Genomic DNA, 24,381 nt, shown 5'->3' with positions numbered 1-24,381 from the left:
CTCCATCCTAGCACGCCCCGCAGCGAGGAGGATTGCCATGGTCGCCGTTTCCGATGTCGATGCCGCAGCGGAGCGGCTGTCGGGCCGGGTCCTGCCGACACCGCTCCTGCATTCGCCGCGCCTGGACGAACGGTTCGGGGGCAAGGTGCTGTTCAAGGCGGAATGCCTCCAGCTGACGGGCTCGTTCAAGATCCGCGGAGCGCTCAATGCGATCCTGTGCCTGACCGAGGAGGAGCGGGCAGGGGGTGTCGTCGCCTATTCGTCGGGCAATCACGCGCAGGCCGTGGCCTATGCCGCGAAGCTGACGGGCCTTCCGGCGGTGATCGTCATGCCGAAGGATGCGCCCGAGACGAAGCGCCGCCGGACCGCCGAATACGGCGCGGAGGTCGTCCTCTACGACCGCGAGACCGAGAGCCGCGAGGAGATGGGGGCGGAGATCGCGGCCGAGCGGAGGGCGGCGCTGATCCCGCCCTATGATCATCCGGCGACCATTGCAGGGCAGGGGACGATCGGCCTCGAGGCGGCTGCGCAGGCGCGCGCGATGGGCCTCGCCCTCGACCAGGCGGTCATCTGCTGCTCGGGCGGCGGGCTCGCTTCGGGCATCGCGCTGGCGCTGGAGCGGGAGGCGCCGGGCTGCGCGATCCTCACGGCGGAGCCCGAAGGGTTCGACGATACGAGGCGTTCGCTCGAAGCGGGCGAGCGGCGCGAGAACATGCCCGGCGCGAGGTCGATCTGCGACGCCCTCCTCATTCGGACGCCGGGCGAGCTGACCTTCCCGATCCTCAAAGCGCGGGGCGCGCGCGGCGTCACGGTCTCCGATGCCGAGGCCCTCGCCGCGATGCGCCTCGGCCTCGAAGAGCTGCGCGTGGTCCTCGAGCCGGGCGGCGCGGCGGCCTTCGCCGCGCTCCTGAACGGTCAGGTCGAAACGCCAGGCCGCACGACGCTCGTCACCCTGTCGGGCGGAAACGTCGATGCCGAGCGCCTCGAAAGCGCGCTCGGCGCAGCTTAGCGGCGCTCGACCTGGAGGCGCTTGATCTCGGCGATGGCCTCTGCCGGGTTCAGGCCCTTCGGGCACACCTGAACGCAGTTCATGATGGTGTGGCAGCGATAGAGCTTGAACGTGTCGTCGAGGAAGGCCAGCCGGTCATCGATGGCATCGTCGCGGCTGTCCTTGATCCAGCGATGCGCCTGGAGAAGCGCGGCCGGGCCGAGATATTCCTGATCGTTCTCCTTGTTCCCGTTCCACCAATAGGAGGGGCAGGAGGTCGAGCAGCAGGCGCAGAGGATGCACTCGTAAAGGCCGTCGAGCTTGGCGCGCTCCTCCGGGCTCTGCAGGTGCTCGGTCTCCGGCTCCGCCGCGCTTTGCAGCCAAGGCTGGATCGCGGCGTGCTGCTCGTAGAATTTCGACAGGTCGCAGACGAGATCCTTGACCACCGGCATGTGCGGCAGCGGATAGATGGTGATCGTCCCGCCCTTGAGCTCGTCGAGCCCGGTCGTGCAGGCGAGCGCATTCGTGCCGTTGATGTTGAAGGCGCAGGAGCCGCACACCCCTTCGCGGCAGGAGCGGCGGAAGGCGAGGGTGGGATCGAGCTCGGACTTGATCTTGATCAGGACGTCCAGAACCATGGAGACGCCGGACACGTCCAGCTCATAGGTATCGAGACGCGGGTTCTCGTCGGTTTCGGGGTCGTAACGATAGACCTTCACCGTCCGGAGCGCAGTCGCGCCGTTTCCGGCGCGGTCGCTTCTGAAGGTGCGTCCCTTGCCGTTGACCTTGGAATTGCGCGGAAGCGTGAGTTCGACCATCGGGCCCCTATGCCTTCGTGTTCGGTGTTCTTCGCTGCCTGACTAGCCGGGCGCACGCTGCAGTGCAAAGCGCGAATTGTCTCTCCTATCTGCTGACGCCTGCGGCGACGGCAGCGGAGCTGCCGGCTCGCTCCTGGACGTCGCGCATTCCTGGTGCTGACGCCTGCGGCGACGGGCCTTGCGGCCCGGCTCGCTCCTGGACGTCGCTCGCTCCGCGGGGAGAGGGGGCGCAGGTGGCGGGCACGGAGCGGCTCGTAGGGTGGATCATGATCCACCATGCGTCGGTGCCGCCGGTGAGCTCCGCGCAGCCGTCATCATCCGTCCGAGCCGGTTTTGCAGAAGATGAGGGTCCCGCGCGCGGCTTCCGTGCCGACGGAGGGTCTATGAATACTGTGTCGGCTCGGTTCGGGCTTCCCACACCCTCGCCGCGCGCGGCGCGAGGCCCTTTCGGCTCTTCAGCCTCTCGCCGGGGCCCCTCCGGAGCTCGCCCGGCGCGTGCCATCCCCGTCACGAGTGACGGGCACGCAGGCTCCGCGGCGCCGGGCAGAGCGGTGATGGATCCCGCACAGCCCTCTCCCGGCGCGAGGGGTGAGTATGCGCCATGTGGAGGCTGCGGGGACAAGTAGGGTGGATCATGATCCACCATCGCCCGGCGCCGCCCGCCACATCGTGCGCAGCGCCCGCTGGTCCGAGATGGGCCCCGGCTCTCCGCTGCGCTCCGGCCGGGGTGACGCCGCGCTTTACCCGCTGTCACCCCGGCCCCCGCGCCGGGGCCCATTTCGGGACGAACGGACGCGTGCAGCGGCGGGCCGCTTGCGCAGGGGGTGAAGCCCGGTGGCGCCCGCCGCATCGGACGCTGCATGGTATGGTCGCTCGCCGCGCGGTGTGCGCTATGCATCGACCATCAGAGGACCATGAGGGGGTAGATATGAAATCGGCAATCGCGGCGCTGCTGCTCGGTGCGGCCATGATCGCCCCGGCGAGCGGCGCCGAAGTGCCGACCGAGCGCATCGAGGCGTTCCGCGACTTCCTGCGAGAGTTCCGGCAGGAGAACGCGGTCCTCAGCTTCTCGGTCGCGCTCGCGAAGGACGGCGAGATCGTCATGACCGAGAGCCTCGGCTGGCAGGACCATGACGCGGAGGAGCCGACCACGCCGCAGACCTCCTATCTCGCCGCGTCGATCACCAAGACCTTCACCGCCGCGACCCTGCTCGCCATGGAGGCGGACGGGCACATCGACCTCGATGCCGACTTCACCACGCTGAGCGATTGGGACGGCCGCTGCGAGTGGCTCGGCGGCAGCGGCATCATCTTCGGCGGCGGAACGCTCGACGATGGCCGCACGGTCGAACCCGTGCGCTGCGAGGGACCGATCACGCTGCGCCAGGTCCTCCAGAACCGCGTGCAGGGCGAGCCGGGCACGTCCTTCTTCTATAACCCGGTCGTCTTCGGGCGGCTCTCGAATTGGGTCGAGGAGAACACGGACCGCTCCTGGCGCGACTGGATGCGGACCTATGTGATCGAGCCCGCCGGCCTGAACAGCGTCGCGGCCGGATGGCGGGATGCCGAAGGGGCCGCAGCCCTGACCCACCTCGCGCCGCCCTTCCGCCATGCGCCGGAACAGTCCGACGGCCTGGCGCCTTCGGTGCTGCCCAATCCCGAACTCAATGCAAGTTCCGGCATCATCGCCAGCGCGGAAGACCTCGCAGCCTATTCGGTGGCGCTCGACGAGGGACGGATCCTCCCGCCCGCGCTGCGCGAGGCGATGTGGACGCCGCCGCGGGATCCGGATGGCGAGCCCGCGCCCTATGCGAATGGCTGGTTCGTGCAGGACTGGCAGGGGCACCGCCTGGTCTGGCATGGCGGCTGGTGGCCCGACGCCTATGCCGGGCTGCTCCTCAAGGCGCCCGATGACGGCTGGACGCTCGTGGCCCTGGGCAATACGGACGGCATCAGGACCGAGATCGACACGCTGACCAAGGCGCAGATCGAGAAGAACCCGCTGGCCGCGAAGTTCCTCGAGCTGTTCGTGGCGGGGGAGTAGGAGCGGTTCGCTCTAGCTCTGAAAGTCGAAGCTCACGGTCGTCTCGACGCCCGTCACCGTCAGTCCGCCTTCGCGCGTCCGGGCGGGCTGATAGAGCCACCGGCCGACGGCTTCCGCGGCGCTGTGTCCGTAGCACGCATCCGTGCTGTCCACGATCTCGATATTCCCGGTGCGGCCGGACGGCAGGACGTCGAAGCGCAGATGCACAGACGCCTTCGCGCTGCCGCGGCAGTTCTCGAAATCCTGCGGCGGGAACCGGACGAGCGGCAGATAGCTCCTACTCGCGATCACGTCGTCGAATTCGCCCGAATAGGGCCGGTCCTCCGGCCGGGGCACATACCGCATCAGCGTCTCGTCATAGACGTGGCTCCTGACGAAGCGCGCGATCAGGGGAGAGTCGGCGGCAGCGGTCGGCTCCCGGATCGCGACGGGACTGTAGACCCGTTCCTCTTCTTGCGGAGCGGGCAGCGGCTCGCCGGTGGATGCGCAGGCGCAGAGCCCGGCCAGCAGGATGAATCTCGTCTTCATGAAAGCCCCTTCCGCCGCACCATTACCGAAGTGACATCCGTCCTGCCATAGCCGCTTGCAGAGCGCTGCCGGGAATAAAAAAGCCCCGCCAGCGGCGGGGCTTTTCCAGTCCGGTGAAGCGCTCGTTCAGTAGACGCGCTTCTTCGGCTCGATATAGCTGATCTCGTTCGACATGGTCCAAGTGTGCACCGGGCGGTAGTCGATGTCGGTGTCGCCGTCCTCGTACCAGGCGATGGTGTGCTTCATCCACTCGTCGTCGTTCCGGTCGGGGAAGTCCTCGCGGGCATGGGCGCCGCGGCTTTCCGTCCGGTTCGCCGCCGAGTCCATCGTCACGATGGCCTGGCTGATCAGGTTGTCGAATTCGAGCGTCTCGACGAGGTCGGTGTTCCAGATCATCGTGCGGTCGGTCACCGAGACGTCCGGCAGGCCGCGCTCGACGCCGCGAATCTTCTCTCTGCCCTCGGCCAGCGTCTCGCCGGTGCGGAAGACGGCGGCATTGTTCTGCATCACCTTCTGCATGTTGAGGCGAAGCTCGGCGGTCGGGGTGGAGCCGCTGGCGTGGCGGAAGCGGTCGAGGCGGTCGAGCGCCTTGTCGCCCGCGCCGTTCCTGAATTCGGGGATCGGCTCGTTCGGATCGAGGATCTCGGCGCAGCGAAGGCCCGCCGCGCGGCCGAAGACGACGAGGTCGATGAGCGAGTTCGAGCCCAGGCGGTTCGCGCCGTGGACCGAGACGCAGCCCGCCTCGCCGATCGCCATCAGGCCGGGGACGACCTTGTTGGAATCCTCGCCCTCCTTGGTGACGACCTCGCCCCAGTAGTTCGTGGGGATGCCGCCCATATTGTAGTGGACGGTCGGCAGGACCGGAATCGGCTCCTTGGTGACGTCGACGCCGGAGAAGATGCGCGCCGTCTCGGAGATGCCGGGCAGGCGCTCGGCGAGCGTTTCGGCCGGGATGTGGTTGAGGTTGAGGTGGATGTGATCCTTGTGCTCGCCCACGCCGCGGCCGTCGCGGATCTCCATGGTCATGGCGCGGCTGACGACATCGCGGGAGGCGAGGTCCTTGGCGGAGGGCGCATAGCGCTCCATGAAGCGCTCGCCCTCGCCATTGGTGAGGTAGCCGCCCTCGCCGCGCGCGCCCTCGGTGATGAGGCAGCCCGCGCCGTAAATGCCGGTGGGGTGGAACTGGACGAATTCCATGTCCTGGAGCGGGAGCCCTGCGCGCAGGACCATGGCATTGCCGTCGCCCGTGCAGGTGTGGGCCGAGGTGCAGGAGAAATAGGCCCGGCCGTAGCCGCCGGTCGCCAGGATGACCATCTTGGCGCGGAATCTGTGGATCGTGCCGTCCTCGAGATTCCAGGTCATCACGCCGCGGCACTCGCCGTCTTCCATGATGAGGTCGAGCGCGAAATACTCGATGAAGAACTGCGCCTGGCGGCGGACGGCCTGGCCGTAGAGCGTGTGCAGGATGGCGTGGCCGGTCCTGTCGGCGGCGGCGCAGGTGCGCTGCACCGGGCCTTCGCCGAAATTCTTGGTCATGCCGCCGAAGGCGCGCTGGTAGATCTTGCCTTCCTCGGTGCGCGAGAAGGGCACGCCCCAATGCTCGAGCTCATAGACGGCGGCGGGCGCGTGCTTGCACAGATATTCGATCGAATCCTGGTCGCCCAGCCAGTCCGACCCCTTGACGGTGTCGTACATGTGCCAGCGCCAGTCATCCTCGCCCATGTTCCCGAGGCTCGCCGAGATGCCGCCCTGCGCCGCGACGGTGTGGGAGCGGGTCGGGAAGACCTTTGTCACGCAGGCGGTCTTGAGGCCCGCTTGGGCCGCGCCGAGCGTGGCGCGCAGGCCGGCGCCGCCCGCGCCGACCACGACCACGTCATAGGCGTGGTCGACGATCTCGTATTTCGAGCTGGGCAAAGTGGCACTCATGGGAAAGCCTCAGGCAATCAGGGTGATGGCGATGACGGAGAACAGCGCGACGGCGCCGACCGCCAGGGCGTAGAGGGAGACGAGGGTCTGGCCGGTCTTGAGCCGCTTCTTCTCGTGGACATAGTCGTCCACGACCTCGCCGAGGCCGAGCCGCAGGTGGTAGCTGATCGACAGGATCAGCACGACCAGCAGGATCGCCGTCAGCGGGCTGGAGACCCAGGCGAGGAACTCGGCATGGGTGTCGCGGGCATGGCCGACGACGGCGATGATGAGCCAGATCACCAGCGGGACCTGGATCATCGCCGTCAGGCGCTGCATGACGAAATGGTTCGTGGCTTTCGATGCCATGGCTCAGGCCCCCGCGAGCGTGAAGGCGGCGATCCAGACCAGGATCGTCAGGACAAGAGCGATGCCGTAGACCGCATAGGCCGAGGTGCCGCGCCCCGCCTTGCCGATCATGTGGCCCGAATCCCAGATCAGGTGCCGGATGCCGTTGGTCATGTGGTAGATCACCGAGAGGGTGAAGGCGAAGAGGATCAGAAGGCCGATGGGCGAGCCGAGGATCGCGGTCGCCACGTCATAGGCGCCCTCGCCGATCGCGCCGCAGGCGAGCCAGGCGGCGAGAAGCGTGGCACCCGCGGCATTGGCGATGCCCGTCGCGCGGTGCAGGATCGAGGTCGTGTTGACCGGGGTCCAGCGCCAGATCGACAGGTGCGGCGAGAGCGGCGCGTCGCGCCCAGCCCGCTTCATCCTTACGGCGGAGGCCGCAGCGCGCGGCCGGGTATCGGCAGAAGACTGTGACATGCGTGTGTTCCGACTATAGGCCGGCGGACACTACGGAGGCACCGTGGCAAGTCAACGCGCCATGAGACGGCATCGATGCTCAGCGGCGGATGATCCGCACCTGTCCCCGGTCGATCCCGCGCTTCACGCGCCGCAGGAGCGCCCTCGCGACCGTGCGCCGCACCGGCGGAATCAGAAGGGCGAAGCCGAAGGCGTCGGTGATGAAGCCCGGCGTCATCATCAGGGGCGCGGCGAGCAGCAGGCTCACCCCGTCGACGGCCGCGCCGACCGGGACCTCGCGCCGGGCCGCGGCGGCCCGGTACTCCTTGAGGGCGTTGAGGCCCTGCCAGCGGATCAGCGCCGCGCCGAGCGCCGCGGTCAGGATGGTCAGGAGGACGACCACGAGCCAGTTGGTCGCCTGGCCGACCTCGACGATGACGGCGATCTCGGCGATCGGCAGGATGACCAGAAGGCCGAGGAGAAGGTAGAACATGAAGGCCTCTTCAGAACGTCGGGGGCAGCGGATCGGAACCTCGGTCTTACATATGACGTTCGTAACAGGTAACGAGGGGGCAGACCGGCCTGCCCGAAGGATCCCATGGACCCGAGCCTCATCTTCTTCGCCGCTTTGGCGGCTTTCCTGAGCTACCGCCTCTTCTCCGTGCTCGGCACCAAGGGCGGGCACGAGCCCGAGGAGGGCGAGCGTCCGAGTCTCGCTCCGCGCCCTTCGGAAAACGCCGCCGCCGCCGAGGAGCCCGAGCCCCGTCCTGAGCCCAAGGGGCCCGTCCCCGCCTGGGTGCGCACGGTGCGCGAGGACGACGCCTCTTTCGATCCGCGCGAGTTCGAGGAAGGCGCCAAGGCCGCCTATGAGATGATCGTCACCGCCTTTGCCGAGGGCGACCTGTCCGAGGTCGCGCCCTATGTCGATCCGAGCGTGCGCAAGGCGTTCGAGGTCGCCATCGACGGGCGCAGGGGTGCGGGCCAGACGATGGAGGTCACCTTTGTCGGCATCGAGCGCGCGGAGGTCGTCGAGGCCCACCGCCAGAGCGCGCATATCGAGGTGACGGTCGATTACCGCTCCGACCAGATCCGCGTCACGCGCAATGCCGAGGGCGAGGTGATCGACGGCGATCCCAACCGGATCGACGCCGTGCGCGACCGCTGGACCTTCGCGCGCAAGCTCGGCGCGCGGGACCCCAACTGGACACTCGTCGCCACGGACGGCGCCGCGCCGGCCGCCTGAGCCATGCGTCGCCTGTTCCTGCCGGGCGGGGCGGCGGCCGCCGTTCTTACCGTCCTCGCCCTGTTCGAGCTCCTCTCGCCGACAGGCGAGAGGCCGGCCGAAGAGGTTGCCGCAGAGCCGCCTTTCGGCCTTCGCCCCTTGCGCTTCGCCGCGCTGCCCGGCTGGCGGGCCGATGCCGTGGAAGACGCGCTGCCGGTCTTCCTGCGCTCCTGCGAAGCGCTCCTGAAGCGCCCGGACGATGCGCCCGCCAACCCGGTCGAGCAGCTCGGCCATGAGGGCGTCGGAAGCCTTTCGGGCAGAGTGGCCGACTGGCGGCCCGCCTGCGAGGAGGCGGCGGATCTGGCCGAGCGGGCAGCCGATGCCGATGCCGTGCGCGCCTTCTTCGAGAGCGCCTTCCGGCCGGTCGAGATCACGGCCGAGGCCAGCCTCTTCACCGGCTATTTCGAACCGAGCTATCCCGCCCGCCGCGCGGCGCAGGGCTTGCGCGACGCTCCTGTCCTCACGCGGCCTGACGATCTCCTCACCGCCGATCTCGGCGCCTTCAAGGAGGGCCTGCGCGGACAGGACATCGTGGGGCGCGTGCAGGGAAACCGCTTCGTGCCCTATGACGATGCGCAGGCGCTCGCCGCGGAGCCGCCGGAGAGCGCCGAAGCGCTCGGCTTCGTCGATCCCAATGACCTCCTCTTCTTGCAGATCCAGGGGTCGGGCCGGCTCGTCTTCCCCGACGGGGAAAGCCTGCGCGTGGGCTATGCGGCCAAGAACGGGCGCCCCTATGTCGCCATCGGCAAGACTCTCGTCGAGGAGGGCCATCTCGCGCTCGAAGACGTCTCGATGCAGTCGATCCGCAGCTGGCTCGCCCAAGCCGCGCCCGAAGACGCGGCCCGCGTGCGGCATTCGAACCCCTCCTATGTCTTCTTCCGCGCGCTCTCGCTTCAAGACGAGGCGCTCGGGCCGCTTGGCGCGCAGGGCGTGCAGCTGACGCCGGGGCGCAGCCTCGCCGTCGACCGCCGCTTCCACGCGATGGGCGCGCCCGTCTGGCTCGCCACCCGGCCGAGCGCCGACAATCCCGCTCTCGCCCGGCTGATGGTCGCGCAGGACACTGGCGGCGCCATCCGCGGGCCTGTGCGCGGCGATGTCTTCTATGGCGCGGGAGAGGGGGCCGCCGCGCTGGCCGGAACGATGAAGGCCGAAGGGCGCCTCATCGTTCTGCTGCCGGAACCGCTCGCGGAACGGCTGTTCGATGCGGCGGCGTGAGGGCAGGGGACGCCGCCTCAGCGCCTCCGAACGGGCGCTCTGGCAGGCCGTCGCGGAAAGCGTGACGCCGCTCGATCCCGCGCCCGCTCCGAATCCCGGCTCAGGCCCGGAAAGCCTTCCCGAGGCTCCGCCGCCGCCGGCCGGTCCCGTGCGCCGCCGGAAGACGGCCGGGCCGCCTGCGCCGCCGCCGCAGCGGGCAGCGCCGCCGCCGCCGCCGGCGAAGCTCGATGGCGGGGACCCCAAGCTCGCCCGCCGCGTCGCGCGCGGCCGCCGCGAAATCGACGCGACGCTCGACCTTCACGGCATGACGCAGGCGGCGGCCTATGCGCGGCTCGTCAGCTTCGTGGGCTTCGCCGCCGCCAATGGCGCGAGGACGCTTCTCGTCGTCACCGGCAAGGGCAGCGACGCCCCCGCCGTGCCCTTCGCCGAAGCCCCGCGCGGCATACTGCGCCGCCGTTTCCTCGACTGGGTGGAGGAGGCGCCGCTTTCCGAGCGGATCGCGTCCGTTCGGCAGGCGCATCAGAAGCATGGCGGCAGGGGCGCCTTCTATGTCTTCCTCAAGCGCAGGCGGGGCTGAAGCGCGGCGGCGAATCTGGCAGGGCGGGCTGTCACGAAACCGTTGCACCCCCGCGCTAGCGGCGCCGGACGGGCGGGATGCGACAGAAGCTTGGGCAGGAAACGCGGGGCGTAAATGGTCGTCGGTATCGAGATTTGGGCCGCGCTGGGCTTTCTCTTCGCAGCCTATGCGGTCGTCGGGAACGACGCCCTTCAGACCCTCGGCACGTTCATCAACTCGAACCGGCATGTCCACTGGACGCTGCTCTTCGCCTTCGCGGCGGTCGTGCTGGTGGCGGTCTTCACCTATGGCTGGATCGTCAATTCGGGTGATCCGTCCTTCGGGCGCCTGTCGAATACGAGCAAATATCCCGTTTTCGAGGTGCAGTGGTATCATACCATTCCGCCGCTCGTCCTCCTCCTGCTGACGCGCTTCGGCATTCCGGTCTCCACGACCTTCCTCGTCCTCACCATCTTCGCGACCGCCGCCGGCCTCAACTCCATGCTGGTCAAGTCGGGGATCGGCTACATCCTGGCCTTCGTCGTGGGCGGCGTCCTCTACGCGATCCTGACCCCGACGCTGGAGCGCTATTTCCGCAAGACCGAGGACCGCCCGCGCGGCACGATCTGGGTCGCCGCGCAATGGACCACCACCGCCTATCTGTGGGGCGTATGGCTGATGCAGGACTTCGCCAACATCTTCGTCTTCCTGCCGCGGCAGCTCAATGCGGCCCAGTCCTTCACGGCGATGGCGGTGATCGTGGTGCTGCTCGGCATCACCTTCGCCAACAGGGGCGGCCCGGTGCAGCGCATCCTGCGCTCCAAGACGGCCGTCACCGACATCCGCTCGGCGACGATCATCGACTTCACCTATGCCTCGCTCCTCTGGTACTTCAAGGAACTCAACGACATCCCGATGTCGACCACCTGGGTCTTCCTCGGCCTGATCGCCGGGCGCGAATACGCCATCGCCACCTTGTCCCAGGTCCGCAGCGTGGGCGCGACCTCGAAGATCGTCGCCTCGGACGCGGGCAAGGCGCTGTTCGGCCTGATCGTGTCGGTCGTGCTGGCCGTCGGCCTGCCGCGCCTCGGCGCCGCGCTGGCGGGTTGAGCGGCCTGCTTGCGCTTTCGTGAGGCGTGGGTATAACCCCCGCCTTTCCGGCCGCCTGGCTTCAGGCATGCCTCGGCGGCCGCACCCAACCCCAAGAGGTCCAAATGCCCAAGCTCAAGACGAAATCGGGCGCCAAGAAGCGCTTCAAGATCACCGGGTCCGGCAAGATCAAATGCGGTCAGACCGGCAAGCGCCACGGCATGATCAAGCGCACGCCCAAGCAGATCCGCCAGAAGCGCGGCACCACCGTCATGGCGGAGGCCGATCAGGCCATCGTCAAGAAATACATGCCCTACGCGCGCTGAAGGAGGTCTGAACCATGGCACGAGTCACCGGCGGCACCTCCGCCCACGCCCGTCACCGCAAGGTCATCAAGAACGCCAAAGGCTATAGGGGCCGGCGCAAGAACACCTTCCGCGTCGCCAATCAGGCGGTCGAGAAGGCCGGCCAGTACGCCTATCGCGACCGCAAGGCCCGCAAGCGCAATTTCCGCTCTCTGTGGATCCAGCGGATCAACGCCGCGGCGCGCGAGCACGGCATGACCTATTCGGTCTTCATGTCCGGGCTTTCCAAGGCCGGCATCGAGGTCGACCGCAAGATGCTCGCCGAGATCGCCGCTCGCGAACCCGCCGCATTCGCCGGGTTCGTCGAGAAGGCGAAAGGCGCGCTGGCCTAAGGCGCGGCACCATGCCTCTCGCCCCTCCCGCCGAGGTCCGCGAGCTCTATCGCTGCCCTCGCACGGGACGCCCCCTCCGGACGGACGGGGCGGGATGGCTGATATCCGAAGGGGAGGGCGAAGCGCCGCGCTACGCTCTCCTCTCGGACACCCCCTTCCTCGTCGATTTCGACCGTTCGGTCCTCGACGAGGAGGAGACCCTTGCGACGCATGGCGCCTCCAAGGTCGAGCGGCAGGATTATCGCGGCGCGGCCGGGATGGTGAAGTCGCTGCTTTCTCCCGAAAAGGACGGCACGCAGCACAACGTCGCCCGCTTCATCGCGGCGGTGAAGGAGAGGGCGGAGCGGCCGCGCGTGCTCGTCATCGGCGGGGGCAGCATCGGCCGCGGCCTCGCCCCGATCTATGACGAGCCGGACCTGTCGGTCGTCGCCTTCGATATCTACGCCTCCCCCTATACGCAGTTCGTGGGCGACGCCCATGCGATCCCGCTCGCCGATGAGAGCTTTGACGGCGTGGTCATCCAGGCCGTGCTCGAACATGTGCTGGAGCCCTGGCGGGTGGCCGAAGAGATCGAGCGGGTCCTGAAGCCCGGCGGCGTCGTCTATGCCGAGACGCCCTTCATGCAGCAGGTCCATGAAGGCGCCTATGACTTCACCCGCTTCACCGAAAGCGGGCACCGCTATCTCTTCCGGCGCTTCGAGACGCTGGCCTCCGGGTCCAATGGCGGGCCGGGCCTGCAATTCATGTGGTCGGCGGATTACCTCGCGCGCAGCGTCTTCCGCTCCCGCGCGGCCGGCAAGGCGGCGAAGCTCCTCTTCTTCTGGACGCAATATCTCGATCGGCTGGTGCCCGAGACCTATGCGGTGGACGGGGCGAGCGGGGTCTATTTCCTCGGCCGCAAGACCGGCACGGATTTCGGGCCCAAGGACGCGGTGAGGCACTATCGCGGGGCGCAGCGGGCGCCGTCCTGACGCGCCTTGCGCTTGTCTCGCGCGGCGCATTTGGGCATCAGGCCCGCATGGACGATCTCAGCCGCCTCGAAGACGACATCACCGCCCGCATCGATGCCGCAGCGGATATCCGCGCGCTCGAAGAGGTGCGCGTTTCCGCCCTCGGCAAGAAGGGCCTCGTATCCGAACGCATGAAGACGCTCGGCCGGATGACGCCGGAAGAGCGCAAGGAGGCGGGGCCGCGCCTGAACAGCCTCAAGCAGCGGGTCGGCGAGAAGATCGGCGCGCGCAAGGCGGTGCTCGAGACGGAGGCGCTGGCCCGGCAGCTCGAGGAGGAGGCGGTCGACGTCACCCTGCCCGTCGCGCTGCCGCCGCGCGGGCGCATCCACCCCGTCACCCGCGTCTTCGAGGAGGTCGAGGCGATCTTCGCGGCGATGGGCTTCGAGGTGCGCGAGGGGCCGGATGTCGAGGACGACTTCCACAATTTCACCGCGCTCAACTTCCCCGAGGGCCATCCCGCGCGGGAGATGCACGACACCTTCTTCTTCGAGCCCAAGGATGACGGCTCGCGCATGCTTCTGCGCACGCATACGAGCCCGGTGCAGGTGCGCACCATGCTCAAGGAGAAGCCGCCGATCCGGATCATCGCGCCGGGCCGCACCTTCCGCTGCGACAGCGATCAGACGCATACGCCCATGTTCCACCAGGTCGAGGGGCTGGTGATCGACAAGAACACGAATATGGGCCACCTCAAGGGCACGCTCGAAGCCTTCCTCAAGGCCTTCTTCGAGGTGGACGAGGTGAAGACCCGCTTCCGGCCGCACTTCTTTCCCTTCACCGAACCCTCGGCGGAGATGGATGTCGGCTATGCCCGCGACGGCGAGAGGATCGAGATCGGCACGGGCGGGGACTGGATGGAGATCCTGGGCTGCGGGATGGTGCATCCCAACGTGCTGACGGCCTGCGGCCTCGACCCGGAAGAGTATCAGGGCTTCGCCTTCGGGGTCGGCGTCGACCGGCTCGCAATGCTGAAATACGGCATTCCGGACCTGCGCGACTTCTTCGCGGCCGATACGCGCTGGATCGAGCATTACGGGTTCAAGCCGGGAGAGTGACATGCGGCGCTGGCTCGGGAACGTCAACGCGAACACGGTGATGGCGGTCTCCGCGCTGGTAACCAGCGTGGTCGCCGTCGTCGTTTCCTGGGACGAGGCGCGGCTCATGCGGCGCAGCCAGGAGGCGAGCTTCATGCCGCTGATGGATGTCCGCGCGACGGTCAGCACGGCGCCGGACGACCTGCGCGTGGCGATCGACGTGCGTAATACCGGGCACGGCATCGCCTTCGTCGAGGCGGCGGAGATGGCGAGCGGCGAGGAAGTTCTTTCGACCTATGACGCCTTTGCGGGCGCTGTGCTGAACGAGGAGCTGGGCGAGCGGGCGGATTTCAGCTTCACCGCCGTGCGCGGCTTCTTCTCGCCCGGCGAGCAGCGCCAGATCATGCGCTTCGAGTGGGACGACACGCCGGAGAACAGGGCTCTACTCGAAGCCTTCATGCGCGAGGAGGCGACCACCAATTACGACGCCATGCGCCTGACGCTCTGCTATTGCTCGGTCTTCGACAAATGCTTCGAGCGGACCGAGGGCGAAGGGTCCCCCGCGGCGGCCCGTCCCGAACCGGTCGCCGAGTGCGAGGCCGGCGGGGACCCCGTCGAGGCGATCTGGGACAGCTACACCGCCTCTCGCGGGGCGGAGGAAGGAGGCGAGGATGCCTGAGACCGAAGAACCCCAAGGCGAACTCGCCATCCGCGTCATGCCCATGCCCGCCGACCTCAACGGCGCGGGCGATGTCTTCGGCGGCTATGTGATGAGCCAGATGGACATCGCCGGCAGCCTGATGGCGGCGGAGCTGGCCGGCGGCCGCGTCGTGACCGTGGCAGTCGATTCCATGCATTTCGTCGCGCCGGTGAAGGTCGGCGACGTGTTGTGCATCTATGACCGAGCGGTGCGCCGCGGGCGCACCTCGGTGACCATCCGCATCGAGGCCTGGGTGCGGCGCGGCCTGATCGGGGACCGCGAAAAGGTCACCCAGGCCGATTTCACCTATGTGCATCTCGACGAGCAGGGGCGCCCCGCGCCGCTGCCGCGAGAAACGGAAAAAACATCTCCGTGAAGCGAGAGAAATTAATTCCCAGGCTGCGAATCGGTGTTTAAATGACGTCTATCCGCCCCCTGGGAGTACGCGGGCCCCTGGTGAGAGCCAGCGATTCCGGGCCTGTCCGAAACCAGGGGGCAACTTATGTACGACCGACCTCGAGTAGCCGTTCTTATTGACGGGGGCTTTTTTCTTAAACGGCTCCCATCCTTGCGCCCTGACTTGAAAGGGGCGGATCCTGCAAGCACAGCAGATGCACTAAATAAATTAGTTGGGGGGCACCTGTACCGCCTCAACCGAACCTACTGCGCTTCGAGCCACTGGTCGCTGCTTTACCGCGCATTCTACTACGACGCTAAACCATTCGAAGGGTCGACTGAACGTCCTGTATCACGACAGAGGTTGGACTACTCGAAAACACCGGAAGCTGACTTCCGCAATAGGCTTCACGCAGAGCTTCGTCAGACACGAAAATTCGCGGTTCGGCTTGGCGATGTATATAGAGAGCATGGTTGGCGCCTGTCGGAGAAAGCTTCCAAGGCTGTAGCCCGGCAGGAACTCTTGCCAACCGATCTAACTGACGACCATTTTGAGTTCGGATTGCGCCAGAAGGGAGTCGACATGCGTATCGGCACCGATATGGCATCGATCACGCTGAAACGGCAGGCAAATATCATCATTTTAGTCGCTGGCGACAGCGACTTTGTGACGACTGCCAAACTAGCTCGTCGCGAGGGGGTCGAAGTAATTCTCGACCCTATGGGCTGGTCTGTGAGGCCAGCTCTGTTCGAGCACATAGATGGTGTCCAGACCGGCTTGCCGCGTAGGCAGATGCCTCAACTTAATGAGCAACCAGAATGAAATTCTCCCTGTCCTGGCTGAAGGATCACTTGCGCACGGACGCCTCTCTCGCCGAGATCACGGACGCCATGGTGCGCGTGGGGCTCGAGGTCGAGGAGGTGACGGACCCCGCCGCGGCGCTCAGCCCGGTGACGGTCGGCTATGTGCGTTCGGCGGAAAAGCATCCGGACGCCGACAAGCTGCAGGTCTGCACGGTCGAGACCAGAGACGGCGACCAGCAGATCGTCTGCGGCGCGCCCAATGCGCGCGAGGGGATCAAAGTCGCCTATGCGCCGGTCGGCGCCTATGTCCCGGGCATCGACACGACGCTGACCAAGGCCAAAATCCGCGGCGTCGAAAGCTTCGGCATGCTCTGCTCGGCCAAGGAGCTGGAGGTCGGCGAGGGCCATGACGGCATTCTCGAGCTGCCGGAGACGGCAGAGGTCGGCGCGCCGGTCGCAGGCATTCTCGGCGCGGACGATCCCGTCATCGACTTCGAGGTGACGCCCAATCGTCCCGATACGAACGGCGTCGACGGCGTGGCGTGCGACCTCGCCGCCGCCGGGATCGGCGATCTGGTCACGCAAGCGCCCGAACCGGTCGAAGGGGCCTTCGCTCAGCCTGTGCCGGTGGAGATCGACGACGAGGAGGCCTGCCCCGCCTTCGCTTCGCGCCTGATCCGCGGCGTGAGGAACGGCCCCTCGCCGCAATGGCTCCAGGCGCGGCTTCGCGCCATCGGGCTGCGCCCGATCAATGCGCTGGTCGATGTGACGAACTTCCTCTCCTATGACCGCGCCCGGCCGCTCCACGCCTATGACGCAGACAAGCTGACCGGCACGGTCCGCGCCCGGCTCGGGGCCGAGGGCGAAAGCTTCGAGGCGCTCGACGGCAAGACCTATGAGGTCGACGGGACGATGTGCGTCATCGCGGACGATGCGCGGGTCCTCGGGCTCGGCGGCGTGATGGGCGGAGAATATTCGGGCTGCACCGAAGAGACGACGGAGGTGCTGATCGAAAGCGCGCTCTTCGATCCGCTGCGCACGGCGCGCACGGGGCGCAAGACGAACATCACCTCGGATGCCCGCTACCGCTTCGAGCGGGGCGTCGATCCGGCCTCGACCCTGCCGGGCCTCGAGCTTGCGACGCGGCTCATCCTCGAAGCCTGTGGCGGCGAGCCGAGCGAGATCGCGCTGGCGGGCAGCGTCGAGAAGGCGCCGACCGTCATCGCCTTTCCGCCCTCGGAGGTCGCGCGCCTGACCGGCATCGAGGTCGCCGAGGACGGGATGGACCGCATCCTCACCGCCCTCGGCTTCGGCGTGGAGCGCGGCGAGACATGGTCCGTCACCGTGCCGACGAGCCGGCCCGACGTGACGATCAAGGCGGACCTCGTCGAGGAGATCGCGCGGATCGTCGGGCTCGACCAGCTGCCGACCGCCACCCTGCCGCCTCTCGAAGCGGTGCCGACCCGCAAGGTCGCGCCGCTGATCGCGCGCCAGCGCGCGGTGCGGACGGCGCTGACGGGGCAGGGCTATCTCGAAGCGGTCACCTGGGCGTTCACGGATGAAGAGGCGGCGAAGCTCTTCGGCGGCACCGATCCGGGGCTGAAGCTGTCCAATCCCATTTCCTCCGATCTCGGCGTGATGCGGCCGACCGCGCTGCCCAACCTGCTGCTCGCCCTGGCACGGAACAGAGCGCGGGGCGCGGAAGATGTGCGCCTGTTCGAGATCGGCGGCGCCTATGAAAGCGACGCCCCCGACGGGCAGCGCTCGGTCGCCTTCGGCGTGGCTTATGGGACGGCCCCGCGCGACTGGCGGGGCGGACAGGACACGCCGGACGTCTTCACCGCCAAGCGGGACGTCCTTCTCGCCCTCGAAGCAGCGGGCGCGCCGACGGCGAACCTGATGACGCTGACAGGGGGGCCGGATCATTACCATCCGGGCCGCAAGGGCTCTCTCGGCCTCGGGCCGAAAAAGATTCTCGCGCGCTTCGGCGAGATTCATCCGGGCGTCCTCAAGGCGATGGACGTGCCCGGCCCGGTCGCCGCCTTCGAGATCTTCCTCGACGCGATCCCCAGTCCCAAATCCAAGAGCCGCACCAAGCCCGCCCTCGATGCGTCCGAGCTGATGCCGCTGCGCCGCGACTTCGCCTTCGTTCTCGATGACGACGTGCAGGCAGAAGCGCTCCTCAAGGCCATTCGCGGCGCTGACAAGGCGCTGATCAGGGATGTCCGGCTGTTCGACCTCTATTCGGGCGAGGGCGTGCCGGAGGGGCAGAAGTCTCTCGCCGTCGAGGTCGTCCTGCAACCGAAAGAGCGCACGCTGACCGACAAGGACATCGAAGGCGTCTCGGACCGGATTCTCACGCAGGCGAAGAAGGCGACGGGGGCGGTGCTGCGGGCGTAAAAAACGCGCTCTCCGCTCCCCCGCCATTGCGCCGCGGCGCGTTTCCGGTTACAGGGCGCGCCGCTGCCGCTTTAGCTCAGTTGGTAGAGCAACGCATTCGTAATGCGTAGGTCGCGTGTTCGAGTCACGCAAGCGGCACCATTCCCTCCTCAAGCGCCCTTCGCCGCGATCTCCGCCAGCAGCAGCTTCTTTGCGGGATAGATGTCGCGCATGGCGTAGCGGGCGAGGATGGTGTCCCGCGCCGCCTCGCGCAGCGGCTCCAGCGCCTCTCGGCGGGCCAGGGCCTCGGCCATCGCCTCGGCCAGGGCGGCCGGGTCGCGGTGATCGGCCAGGAGGCCGTTCTCGCCATGGGCGATCATCTCCCGCACGGGCGCGACGTCCGAGCCGAGCATGAGGCAGCCCGTGCTCATCGCTTCCATGGACGACCAGGACAGGACGAAGGGCACGGTGAGATAGACGTGCAGCGATGAGAGCTGGAGCACGCGCCGATACTGGTTCCGCGGCAGGAGGCCCGTGAAGCAGAGGCGCGAGGGGTCGAGGTCGAAGCGGTCGAGCGCATCCTCCTTGTAGGTCTTCCCCGAAGCGAGCTTGCGGCCATAGGCGGTGCGGTCCTCGCCGACGATGATCGCGCGCATAGCCGGGCGCCGCTTCTGGACCATGGCCAGCGCCTCCATGAAGGCGGGAAAGCCTCTATAGGGCTCCATCCCGCGCGCGACATAGGTGACGACCTCGTCGCCGGGCGAGAAGCGGTGCTCGCCGAAGGTCAGCGTGCCCGGATCGCCCGGCGCGAACGTGCCTGTGTCGATGCCGTCATGCATGACGGTGAGCCTGTCGCGGAACATCTGCGGGAATTGCGAGGCCTGATAGGCGGTGGGCACGATCCCGCGCTCGCAGGCGGCGAGATCGGTCAGGATGGGCGCGTTGCGCATCCGCTCGCGCGCCCGCTCCAGCGGCGGCCGGTCCGGACCGGACAGGAAAGTGATGTCGTCGGCCTCGCCCCGGTAATACCACTCGAAATAGCCGATATAGGGCACGTCCTCCCAGACATCCTTGAGGAACATGCCGGGCCCCCAGCCCGAATGCGCCATGATGACGTCGGGGCGGTAGTCCTTTTTCGCCTTGAGGAGCTGGGCGATTTCGGCGGCCGATGTGCCGGTGACGACCGCCTTCTGCGTGCCGCCGAGGAAAGGGTGGGGCTTGAGGTCCGAAGGCTGCTCGCGGTCGCGATAGACGACGGTCTCGATGCCCTCCGCCTTGGCGCCCGCGCGCTGCGTCATGAAGGTGACGTGCCAGCCCTCCTTCGAGAGGTAGCGGCCGAGCGTGCCGAACTGGGCGGGAAAGTTGTTGTGCAGGAAAAGGATTCTCACGCGCGCCCGCCCCTCTTGCTGCCGTGCAGCATTTTCTTGTCAGCTCCGCCCCTGTAGCAGGGGCGGCTTAACGCACCGAAGAGGAAACCGCCCATGACCATTCGCTTCGACGACCGCGTCGCCATCGTGACCGGCGCCGGTGGCGGCCTTGGCCGCACGCATGCTCTCGCTCTCGCCGAACGGGGCGCGAAAGTGGTGGTCAACGATCTGGGCGGCTCGGTCGACGGGTCCGGCGGCTCTTCGGAAGCGGCGGATCGCGTGGTCGAGGAGATCCGGCAGGCGGGCGGAACGGCGGTCGCGGACGGCGCCAGCGTCTCGGACGAGACCGGCGTGGACCGCATGGTGGCCCGCACGATCGAGGAGTTCGGGCGTGTCGACATCCTGGTGAACAATGCCGGCATCCTGCGCGACAAGAGCTTCGCCAAGATGGAGGTCGCGGACTGGGACGCGGTGATCGACGTGCATCTGCGCGGCACCTTCCTGTGCACCAAGGCGGTCTGGGGACGGATGCGCGATCAGGGCTATGGCCGCATCGTGCTGACCACCTCTTCCTCGGGCCTTTACGGCAATTTCGGCCAGTCGAACTACGGCGCGGCCAAGATGGCCATGGTCGGCCTGATGAACACGCTGCATCTCGAAGGCGCCAAATACGACATCCGCACCAATTGCCTCGCGCCCGCCGCGGCGACGCGGATGACGGAGAATCTCGGCATTCCCGAAGAGGCCATGGCGCTGATGACGCCCGAAAGCGTCAGCGCGGGGCTCGTCTATCTGGCCTCCGAGGATGCGCCGCGCAGAGCCATCCTGGCCGCGGCGGCCGGCGGCTTCGCCCTGGCCAAGATCTACGAGACCGACGGTGTCTGGCTGGCGCCCGGCGAGCAGACCCCCGAGGCCGTGCGCGATGCATGGGACCGGATCGCCGATGCGTCGGACCAGAAGGAACTCCAGCAGGGCGGAGAGCAGTCCGCCAAATTCCTTCAAAAGGCGGCGGCCAGCCTCAAGGGCTGAGATCGGCAAGGGCGGGCGGCATGGCCGCCCGCGCTTTCACGAAACCCCGCAGGGCCGCGAGGTGTTCCGATCTGGCACGAGACAAAAGAAGGATGTGAGCCAGATGACCCTGCTCGAAGACCGAATTAGCAGCCTCTCCCCGCTCATCGCCGATCCTGCCGCGCCGGGCGCCGACCCGGCCGCGGGCAAGACCCGCGATGTCGTCAGCCTTCTCTACCCGACGCCCGATATCGCCGGCGACATGCAGAAATGGGGTATCGCCCAGAAGAACATTCTCGACAGGCTCGACGAGACCGAAGGGCTGGACCAGGCCGCGGTCGGCAAGCTGCGCGCCTGGGTCGAGGCGATGGACCCCGAACACCTGCCCGAAGGCGGCTTCGCGCTCTTTGCCGAGGGCGGAGAGATGTCCGCGCACACGCTGAATGTCCGGCCCGCGCCGACCCTGCACAAGGGACCGCTCTATGCGCTGCCCGCCCTCGTCGATGCGGCCTGCGCGATGGATTACTGGGTCGTGGTCCTCGACGTCGAGGCGCCGCGCATCTTCTCGGTTTCGGGGACGACCTGGACCGACAAGACGCCGAAATCCGGCGTGCGGACGCTGTCGGGTGAGATGGCGCAATACGCGCCGATGGATTCGGTGACGTTCCATTCCTCCGGCCGGCCGCATATCGGCAAGGCCGGTCATGCGGCGGCGAAATTCCACGCCCTCGGCACATCGGTCAGCGACTACAAGGCCGAGGAGGTCGAGCGGGTGCTTCAGGACTTCGCGGGGCATGTCGAGAAGGCGGTCGGCGGCGGCGGCCGCCCGGTTCTTCTGGCCGGCGACCCCAAGCGGACGGGCCTGTTCCGCCAGCACTTCGACGACCAGAACCTCGTCGAGCCGGATCTGCATGTGGCAGGCGACGCGCTCGCGCTCGAGGAGCTCGCGGGCCGCGCGCGCGAGGCGATGGAGGACTGGGACCGCAAGCGCCGGGGGGCGCTGATGGACGATCTCGATCCGAACACGCTCGAACGCAATGAGCAGCAGCTCCTGAGCGCGGCGCGGGAGGGCCGGATCGACACGGTCTATCTGCGGGAGGATGCCGCAGGCCTCATTCCCGGCGATGACGAACGCCTCAAGATCGGATCCATGGAAGAAGAGGGCGCGGAGACCCGCTCCATGATCGTCGGCAATGCGCTCAAGAACGGTGCGAGCCTCACGCTGTTCTCCGAGGACATGGCGCCGGACCTGCCGATAATCGCGGCGAGCATGCGCTACTGATCGCTTGCAGCGCCCCTGCCCGGGGCGCTGCCCTTAGTCGAGGCTGGCGACGAATTCGGCCCCGAGGCGGAGATCGGCGACGAATTGCTCCGTCTCCGCCTTTTTCGTGTCCTCGTCCGGGATGCGCAGCAGATAGGAGGGGTGGATCGTCACCAGAAGGTGGCTCGCCTCTGTCAGCGGGCGGATTTCGCTGCGCAGCGATTTGATGGTGCCCGACTTGCCGGTGATTCCCCGGACAGCGGAGGCGCCGAGCGCGATGACGAGGTCCGGCGCCACCACTTCGCGCTCTCGCGAGAGCCAGCGGTTCGCGCAGATGTCGATCTCGCCCACGCGCGGCTTTTCGTGGATGCGGCGGCGCCCGCGCGGCTTGAACTTGAAGTGCTTGACCGCATTGGTGACGTAGACGGTGCTTCGGTCGAGGCCCGCCTCGTCGAGGCAGGTGTCGAGGACCTGGCCCGCAGGGCCGATGAACGGCTCCCCGCCAAGATCCTCCTGATCGCCCGGCTGCTCTCCGACGAGCATGATCTGCGCAGCGGCCGGGCCCTCGCCGAATACGGTCCGGGTCGCGTTCTCGTAGAGGGGACAGGCCGTGCAACCGGCCGCATCCTCCGCCAGCGCCGCGAGCGCCGCTTCGGCATTGCTGGGCGCGGAAGGAGGCGGCGCCATGAAGGGCTATGCCGCCAGGAGGACCGGGCGCTCGGCGCTCGCCGCATAATGGAGCGCGGCGCGGATCACGTCGTCGGCGAAGGGCTTGCCGATGATGAAGGCGGGCTCTCCGTCGCTGCCGGTCAGGACGGCTTCGGGATAGGCGGTCACGAACAAGGTCACGCAGTCATGCTCCGCCGTCAGCTTGCGCAGGACATCGACGCCCGTTCCGCCTTCGCCGAGATCGTAATCGCAGATGACGATGTCGGGGCGGCGCTGCGCCGCCGCCGCGATGGCGGCGTCATAGCTGGCCGCGGTGGCGACATGCGAGGCGCCTTCGAAGCGGGCGAGGCCGGCGAGATGCGCGGCGATCAGCGGTTCGTCCTCGACCACGAGCACGGCCTGGCCGATGCGGTTGCGCCGCTGGGTGCGAGTCGCGCCGAGCAGGCGCACGACCTCTCCGGGACTGCGGTTGAGGACCGAGGCCGCTTCATCGACGGTGAAGCCGAAGACATCCACCATCACGCCGGCCTGGCGCGCCAGGGCGCGCGTCGGCGGCAGAACCTCGAGGATCAGGCGAGCGGAGAACATGCGGGCGCCATTGTGGACGTGGCACATCCGCCAGGCGCGCGTGGCGGCGGCGAAGAGGCCGACAAGGCCGGACCGGTCCTCGTCCTGGGTTCGCGCGATGCGCGGCAGGAGCGCGGAGACCATCCGGTCCCCGGTCTGCTGATCGCCCAGAACGGCCCGGAAATAGCGCCGCAGCGCAGCCTCTTCGGCGTCGGCTCCCCGGACCCATTCTCTCTTGTCGACGCCTTGGAGTCTCACTGCTCTCGTCCCTGTACGGCTGTCATCCGCCGGGAAGGGACCCGGTTGGACTATGCATCAAACGCCGCAGCGACAGCTTGGGTTCCGTCATCCGTCACAAAACCGCCTTGATGTCGGATTCCGCCCCAAGACGAGCGCGGTTCGGGGAGAGAGGGAAAGGCGCCAGCCGGGCGGCGTTCAGCTGTATAGGCGGGTCTTCGGCACGCTGGCCGCTCCGGCCTCGCCCGCAGCCGGGCGGCGAGGCCGGTCGCCCGTCCTCTCGCCGTCGCGGCCAAGGGCGGCCGTTCCGCCCAGCCGGTTCAGCCGCGTCCTGCCGCCGCTCCGAAGCTGCCGATAGGCGCGGGCCCCCGCACAGTGGTAGAGCTGCACCCCAGCCGCTTCGAGCTTGCGGGCGAGATCGGCGCCTTGCCTGCCAAAGCCTGAGGCAAGGGCACCGGGTCCGGCGCAGCGCGTGAGCGTCGCGCGGCGCAGAGCGACGGTCTGGCCCTGGAACATGTCGTAATCGGGTTCGGGCGAAAGGCCGGTTGCCGGCGGCGCGGGCCTGTCGGCGGGACGCTCGCCGGCGCGCTCGAGGGCTGCGGCATCCGCGCCCTCGGCCGCGCCGCCGGGAAGGTCGAGCACGTCTCCGATCAGGCAGCCATCGGTTTCTTGAAGCTCCAGCGCATAGGCCATGACGAGAGAGGGCGCGGGAATGCAGTCGGGGTCGAGATAGATCAGGACATCGCCCGTGGCTGTCTCGGCGGCCCGTTTCCACGCATCGGCGACCGGCATGTGGCCGTCCTCGGCAAAGCAGATCCGCACCTCGAAGGGCAGCTTGTCCGGCAATTCGAACGGGTCGGGCTGCATATAGGCGATGACGACTTCGTCAGGGGGCATCAGCTGCCCGCGCAGCGCCTGAAGCAGGTTCTCGAGCAGCGGTTTTCGCCCCTGCACGATGGTGAGAACGCTGATCTTGGGAGACACGGGAAAATGTGCTGCTGACTGCGCCATCGGTCGTCCTTG

General features: G+C 67.8%; 26 protein-coding genes and 1 tRNA gene. 17 read left to right on the top strand and 10 right to left on the bottom strand.

The annotated features are described in order from the left end of the window. Positions 1–37: 37 nt before the first annotated feature. Entirely contained in the window at positions 38–1,009 is a 972-nt protein-coding gene (locus tag IE88_RS0103495) for a threonine ammonia-lyase (RefSeq protein WP_031550197.1), read from the top strand. Here the strand turns inward: IE88_RS0103495 and IE88_RS0103490 are convergent. Then, the gene (locus IE88_RS0103490) at positions 1,006–1,806 is read right to left on the bottom strand and encodes a succinate dehydrogenase iron-sulfur subunit (RefSeq protein WP_031550194.1); all 801 of its coding nucleotides are present in this window, start codon (positions 1,804–1,806) and stop codon (positions 1,006–1,008) included. The genes IE88_RS0103495 and IE88_RS0103490 overlap by 4 nt on opposite strands. 928 nt (positions 1,807–2,734) lie before the next feature. Between IE88_RS0103490 and IE88_RS0103485 the strand changes: the two genes are divergently transcribed. Then, positions 2,735–3,850 carry a serine hydrolase domain-containing protein gene (locus IE88_RS0103485; protein ID WP_031550191.1) on the top strand — a complete coding sequence of 372 codons (1,116 nt, stop codon included), beginning with the start codon at positions 2,735–2,737 and terminating at the stop codon, positions 3,848–3,850. Between the two features lie 12 nt (positions 3,851–3,862). Here the strand turns inward: IE88_RS0103485 and IE88_RS0103480 are convergent, their stop codons facing one another. From IE88_RS0103480 to IE88_RS0103460, 5 genes are all read right to left on the bottom strand, one after another. Further along, a complete protein-coding gene (locus IE88_RS0103480; RefSeq protein ID WP_031550186.1) occupies positions 3,863–4,378 on the bottom strand; it encodes an energy transducer TonB family protein in 516 nt (171 codons plus the stop codon). 126 nt (positions 4,379–4,504) lie between these two features. Then, positions 4,505–6,304, bottom strand: a complete 1,800-nt coding sequence (gene sdhA, locus IE88_RS0103475; protein WP_031550182.1) for a succinate dehydrogenase flavoprotein subunit — start codon at positions 6,302–6,304, stop codon at positions 4,505–4,507. Between the two features lie 9 nt (positions 6,305–6,313). Beyond that, positions 6,314–6,652: a succinate dehydrogenase, hydrophobic membrane anchor protein gene (gene sdhD, locus IE88_RS0103470; RefSeq protein ID WP_036766510.1), complete on the bottom strand. Its 339-nt coding sequence runs from the start codon at positions 6,650–6,652 to the stop codon at positions 6,314–6,316. A 3-nt stretch (positions 6,653–6,655) separates the two neighbouring features. Beyond that, positions 6,656–7,108, bottom strand: coding sequence for a succinate dehydrogenase, cytochrome b556 subunit (gene sdhC / locus IE88_RS0103465; protein ID WP_081871405.1), 453 nt, complete (start codon positions 7,106–7,108; stop codon positions 6,656–6,658). Between the two features lie 79 nt (positions 7,109–7,187). After that, a complete protein-coding gene (locus tag IE88_RS0103460) occupies positions 7,188–7,580 on the bottom strand; it encodes an FxsA family protein (RefSeq protein WP_036766509.1) in 393 nt (130 codons plus the stop codon). 105 nt (positions 7,581–7,685) lie between these two features. Here IE88_RS0103460 and IE88_RS0103455 point away from each other — a divergent pair, with 105 nt between their 5' ends. The 13 genes from IE88_RS0103455 (at position 7,686) to IE88_RS0103395 (ending at position 18,411) form a co-directional block, all read left to right on the top strand. After that, positions 7,686–8,330 carry a Tim44/TimA family putative adaptor protein gene (locus IE88_RS0103455; RefSeq protein ID WP_031550171.1) on the top strand — a complete coding sequence of 215 codons (645 nt, stop codon included), beginning with the start codon at positions 7,686–7,688 and terminating at the stop codon, positions 8,328–8,330. 3 nt (positions 8,331–8,333) lie between these two features. Next, positions 8,334–9,584, top strand: a complete 1,251-nt coding sequence (gene mltA / locus IE88_RS0103450; RefSeq protein ID WP_036766508.1) for a murein transglycosylase A — start codon at positions 8,334–8,336, stop codon at positions 9,582–9,584. Continuing rightward, positions 9,571–10,161, top strand: a complete 591-nt coding sequence (locus IE88_RS0103445) for a Smr/MutS family protein (protein ID WP_031550166.1) — start codon at positions 9,571–9,573, stop codon at positions 10,159–10,161. Before mltA ends, IE88_RS0103445 begins: the two co-directional genes overlap by 14 nt. Before the next feature lie 114 nt (positions 10,162–10,275). Beyond that, on the top strand, positions 10,276–11,250 hold the full coding sequence (locus IE88_RS0103440) for an inorganic phosphate transporter (RefSeq protein WP_031550165.1): 975 nt from the start codon (positions 10,276–10,278) through the stop codon (positions 11,248–11,250). Between the two features lie 104 nt (positions 11,251–11,354). Next, the gene (gene rpmI / locus IE88_RS0103435; protein WP_031550163.1) at positions 11,355–11,555 is read left to right on the top strand and encodes a 50S ribosomal protein L35; all 201 of its coding nucleotides are present in this window, start codon (positions 11,355–11,357) and stop codon (positions 11,553–11,555) included. A gap of 14 nt (positions 11,556–11,569) precedes the next feature. Next, positions 11,570–11,926, top strand: a complete 357-nt coding sequence (rplT, locus tag IE88_RS0103430) for a 50S ribosomal protein L20 (RefSeq protein WP_031550161.1) — start codon at positions 11,570–11,572, stop codon at positions 11,924–11,926. Between the two features lie 11 nt (positions 11,927–11,937). After that, on the top strand, positions 11,938–12,897 hold the full coding sequence (locus IE88_RS16225) for a class I SAM-dependent methyltransferase (protein ID WP_036766506.1): 960 nt from the start codon (positions 11,938–11,940) through the stop codon (positions 12,895–12,897). A 47-nt stretch (positions 12,898–12,944) separates the two neighbouring features. Further along, positions 12,945–13,991 (top strand): phenylalanine--tRNA ligase subunit alpha, encoded by a 1,047-nt coding sequence (pheS, locus tag IE88_RS0103420; protein ID WP_031550157.1) that lies wholly within the window; start codon positions 12,945–12,947, stop codon positions 13,989–13,991. A gap of 1 nt (position 13,992) precedes the next feature. Next, entirely contained in the window at positions 13,993–14,649 is a 657-nt protein-coding gene (locus IE88_RS0103415; protein ID WP_031550153.1) for a hypothetical protein, read from the top strand. Next, complete coding sequence (locus tag IE88_RS0103410; RefSeq protein WP_031550150.1) at positions 14,642–15,046, top strand: acyl-CoA thioesterase; 405 nt, start codon at positions 14,642–14,644, stop codon at positions 15,044–15,046. Before IE88_RS0103415 ends, IE88_RS0103410 begins: the two co-directional genes overlap by 8 nt. Before the next feature lie 384 nt (positions 15,047–15,430). Then, on the top strand, positions 15,431–15,889 hold the full coding sequence (locus IE88_RS18365; RefSeq protein ID WP_162178290.1) for an NYN domain-containing protein: 459 nt from the start codon (positions 15,431–15,433) through the stop codon (positions 15,887–15,889). Next, positions 15,886–18,270, top strand: coding sequence for a phenylalanine--tRNA ligase subunit beta (gene pheT / locus IE88_RS0103400; protein ID WP_031550145.1), 2,385 nt, complete (start codon positions 15,886–15,888; stop codon positions 18,268–18,270). The genes IE88_RS18365 and pheT overlap by 4 nt, the downstream gene beginning before the upstream one ends. A 65-nt stretch (positions 18,271–18,335) precedes the next feature. Then, a tRNA-Thr gene (locus tag IE88_RS0103395) sits at positions 18,336–18,411 on the top strand. Positions 18,412–18,419: 8 nt separating this feature from the next. Here IE88_RS0103395 and IE88_RS0103390 read toward each other — a convergent pair. After that, the gene (locus tag IE88_RS0103390; RefSeq protein WP_031550142.1) at positions 18,420–19,637 is read right to left on the bottom strand and encodes a glycosyltransferase; all 1,218 of its coding nucleotides are present in this window, start codon (positions 19,635–19,637) and stop codon (positions 18,420–18,422) included. A gap of 93 nt (positions 19,638–19,730) precedes the next feature. On the opposite strand from IE88_RS0103390, the gene IE88_RS0103385 reads away from it, so the two are divergent. Together IE88_RS0103385 and IE88_RS0103380 are read left to right on the top strand one after the other, a co-directional pair. After that, on the top strand, positions 19,731–20,645 hold the full coding sequence (locus IE88_RS0103385) for an SDR family NAD(P)-dependent oxidoreductase (RefSeq protein ID WP_031550140.1): 915 nt from the start codon (positions 19,731–19,733) through the stop codon (positions 20,643–20,645). A 103-nt stretch (positions 20,646–20,748) separates the two neighbouring features. After that, a complete protein-coding gene (locus IE88_RS0103380) occupies positions 20,749–21,906 on the top strand; it encodes a baeRF3 domain-containing protein (RefSeq protein WP_031550138.1) in 1,158 nt (385 codons plus the stop codon). A 33-nt stretch (positions 21,907–21,939) separates the two neighbouring features. On the opposite strand, the gene IE88_RS0103375 is transcribed toward IE88_RS0103380, so the two are convergent. The 3 genes from IE88_RS0103375 to IE88_RS0103365 all read right to left on the bottom strand — a co-directional run bounded on the left by IE88_RS0103375 (position 21,940) and on the right by IE88_RS0103365 (position 24,342). Beyond that, positions 21,940–22,572: a UdgX family uracil-DNA binding protein gene (locus tag IE88_RS0103375; RefSeq protein WP_036766504.1), complete on the bottom strand. Its 633-nt coding sequence runs from the start codon at positions 22,570–22,572 to the stop codon at positions 21,940–21,942. 6 nt (positions 22,573–22,578) lie between these two features. Beyond that, positions 22,579–23,379: a response regulator gene (locus IE88_RS0103370; protein ID WP_031550134.1), complete on the bottom strand. Its 801-nt coding sequence runs from the start codon at positions 23,377–23,379 to the stop codon at positions 22,579–22,581. 177 nt (positions 23,380–23,556) lie between these two features. Then, on the bottom strand, positions 23,557–24,342 hold the full coding sequence (locus IE88_RS0103365; protein WP_156032345.1) for a glycosyltransferase family 2 protein: 786 nt from the start codon (positions 24,340–24,342) through the stop codon (positions 23,557–23,559). Positions 24,343–24,381: the final 39 nt, after the last annotated feature.

The sequence above is a fragment of the Parvularcula oceani genome (assembly GCF_000733125.1).
GTDB lineage: Bacteria > Pseudomonadota > Alphaproteobacteria > Caulobacterales > Parvularculaceae > Parvularcula > Parvularcula oceani.
This window is presented reverse-complemented; position numbering and strand designations above follow the sequence as displayed.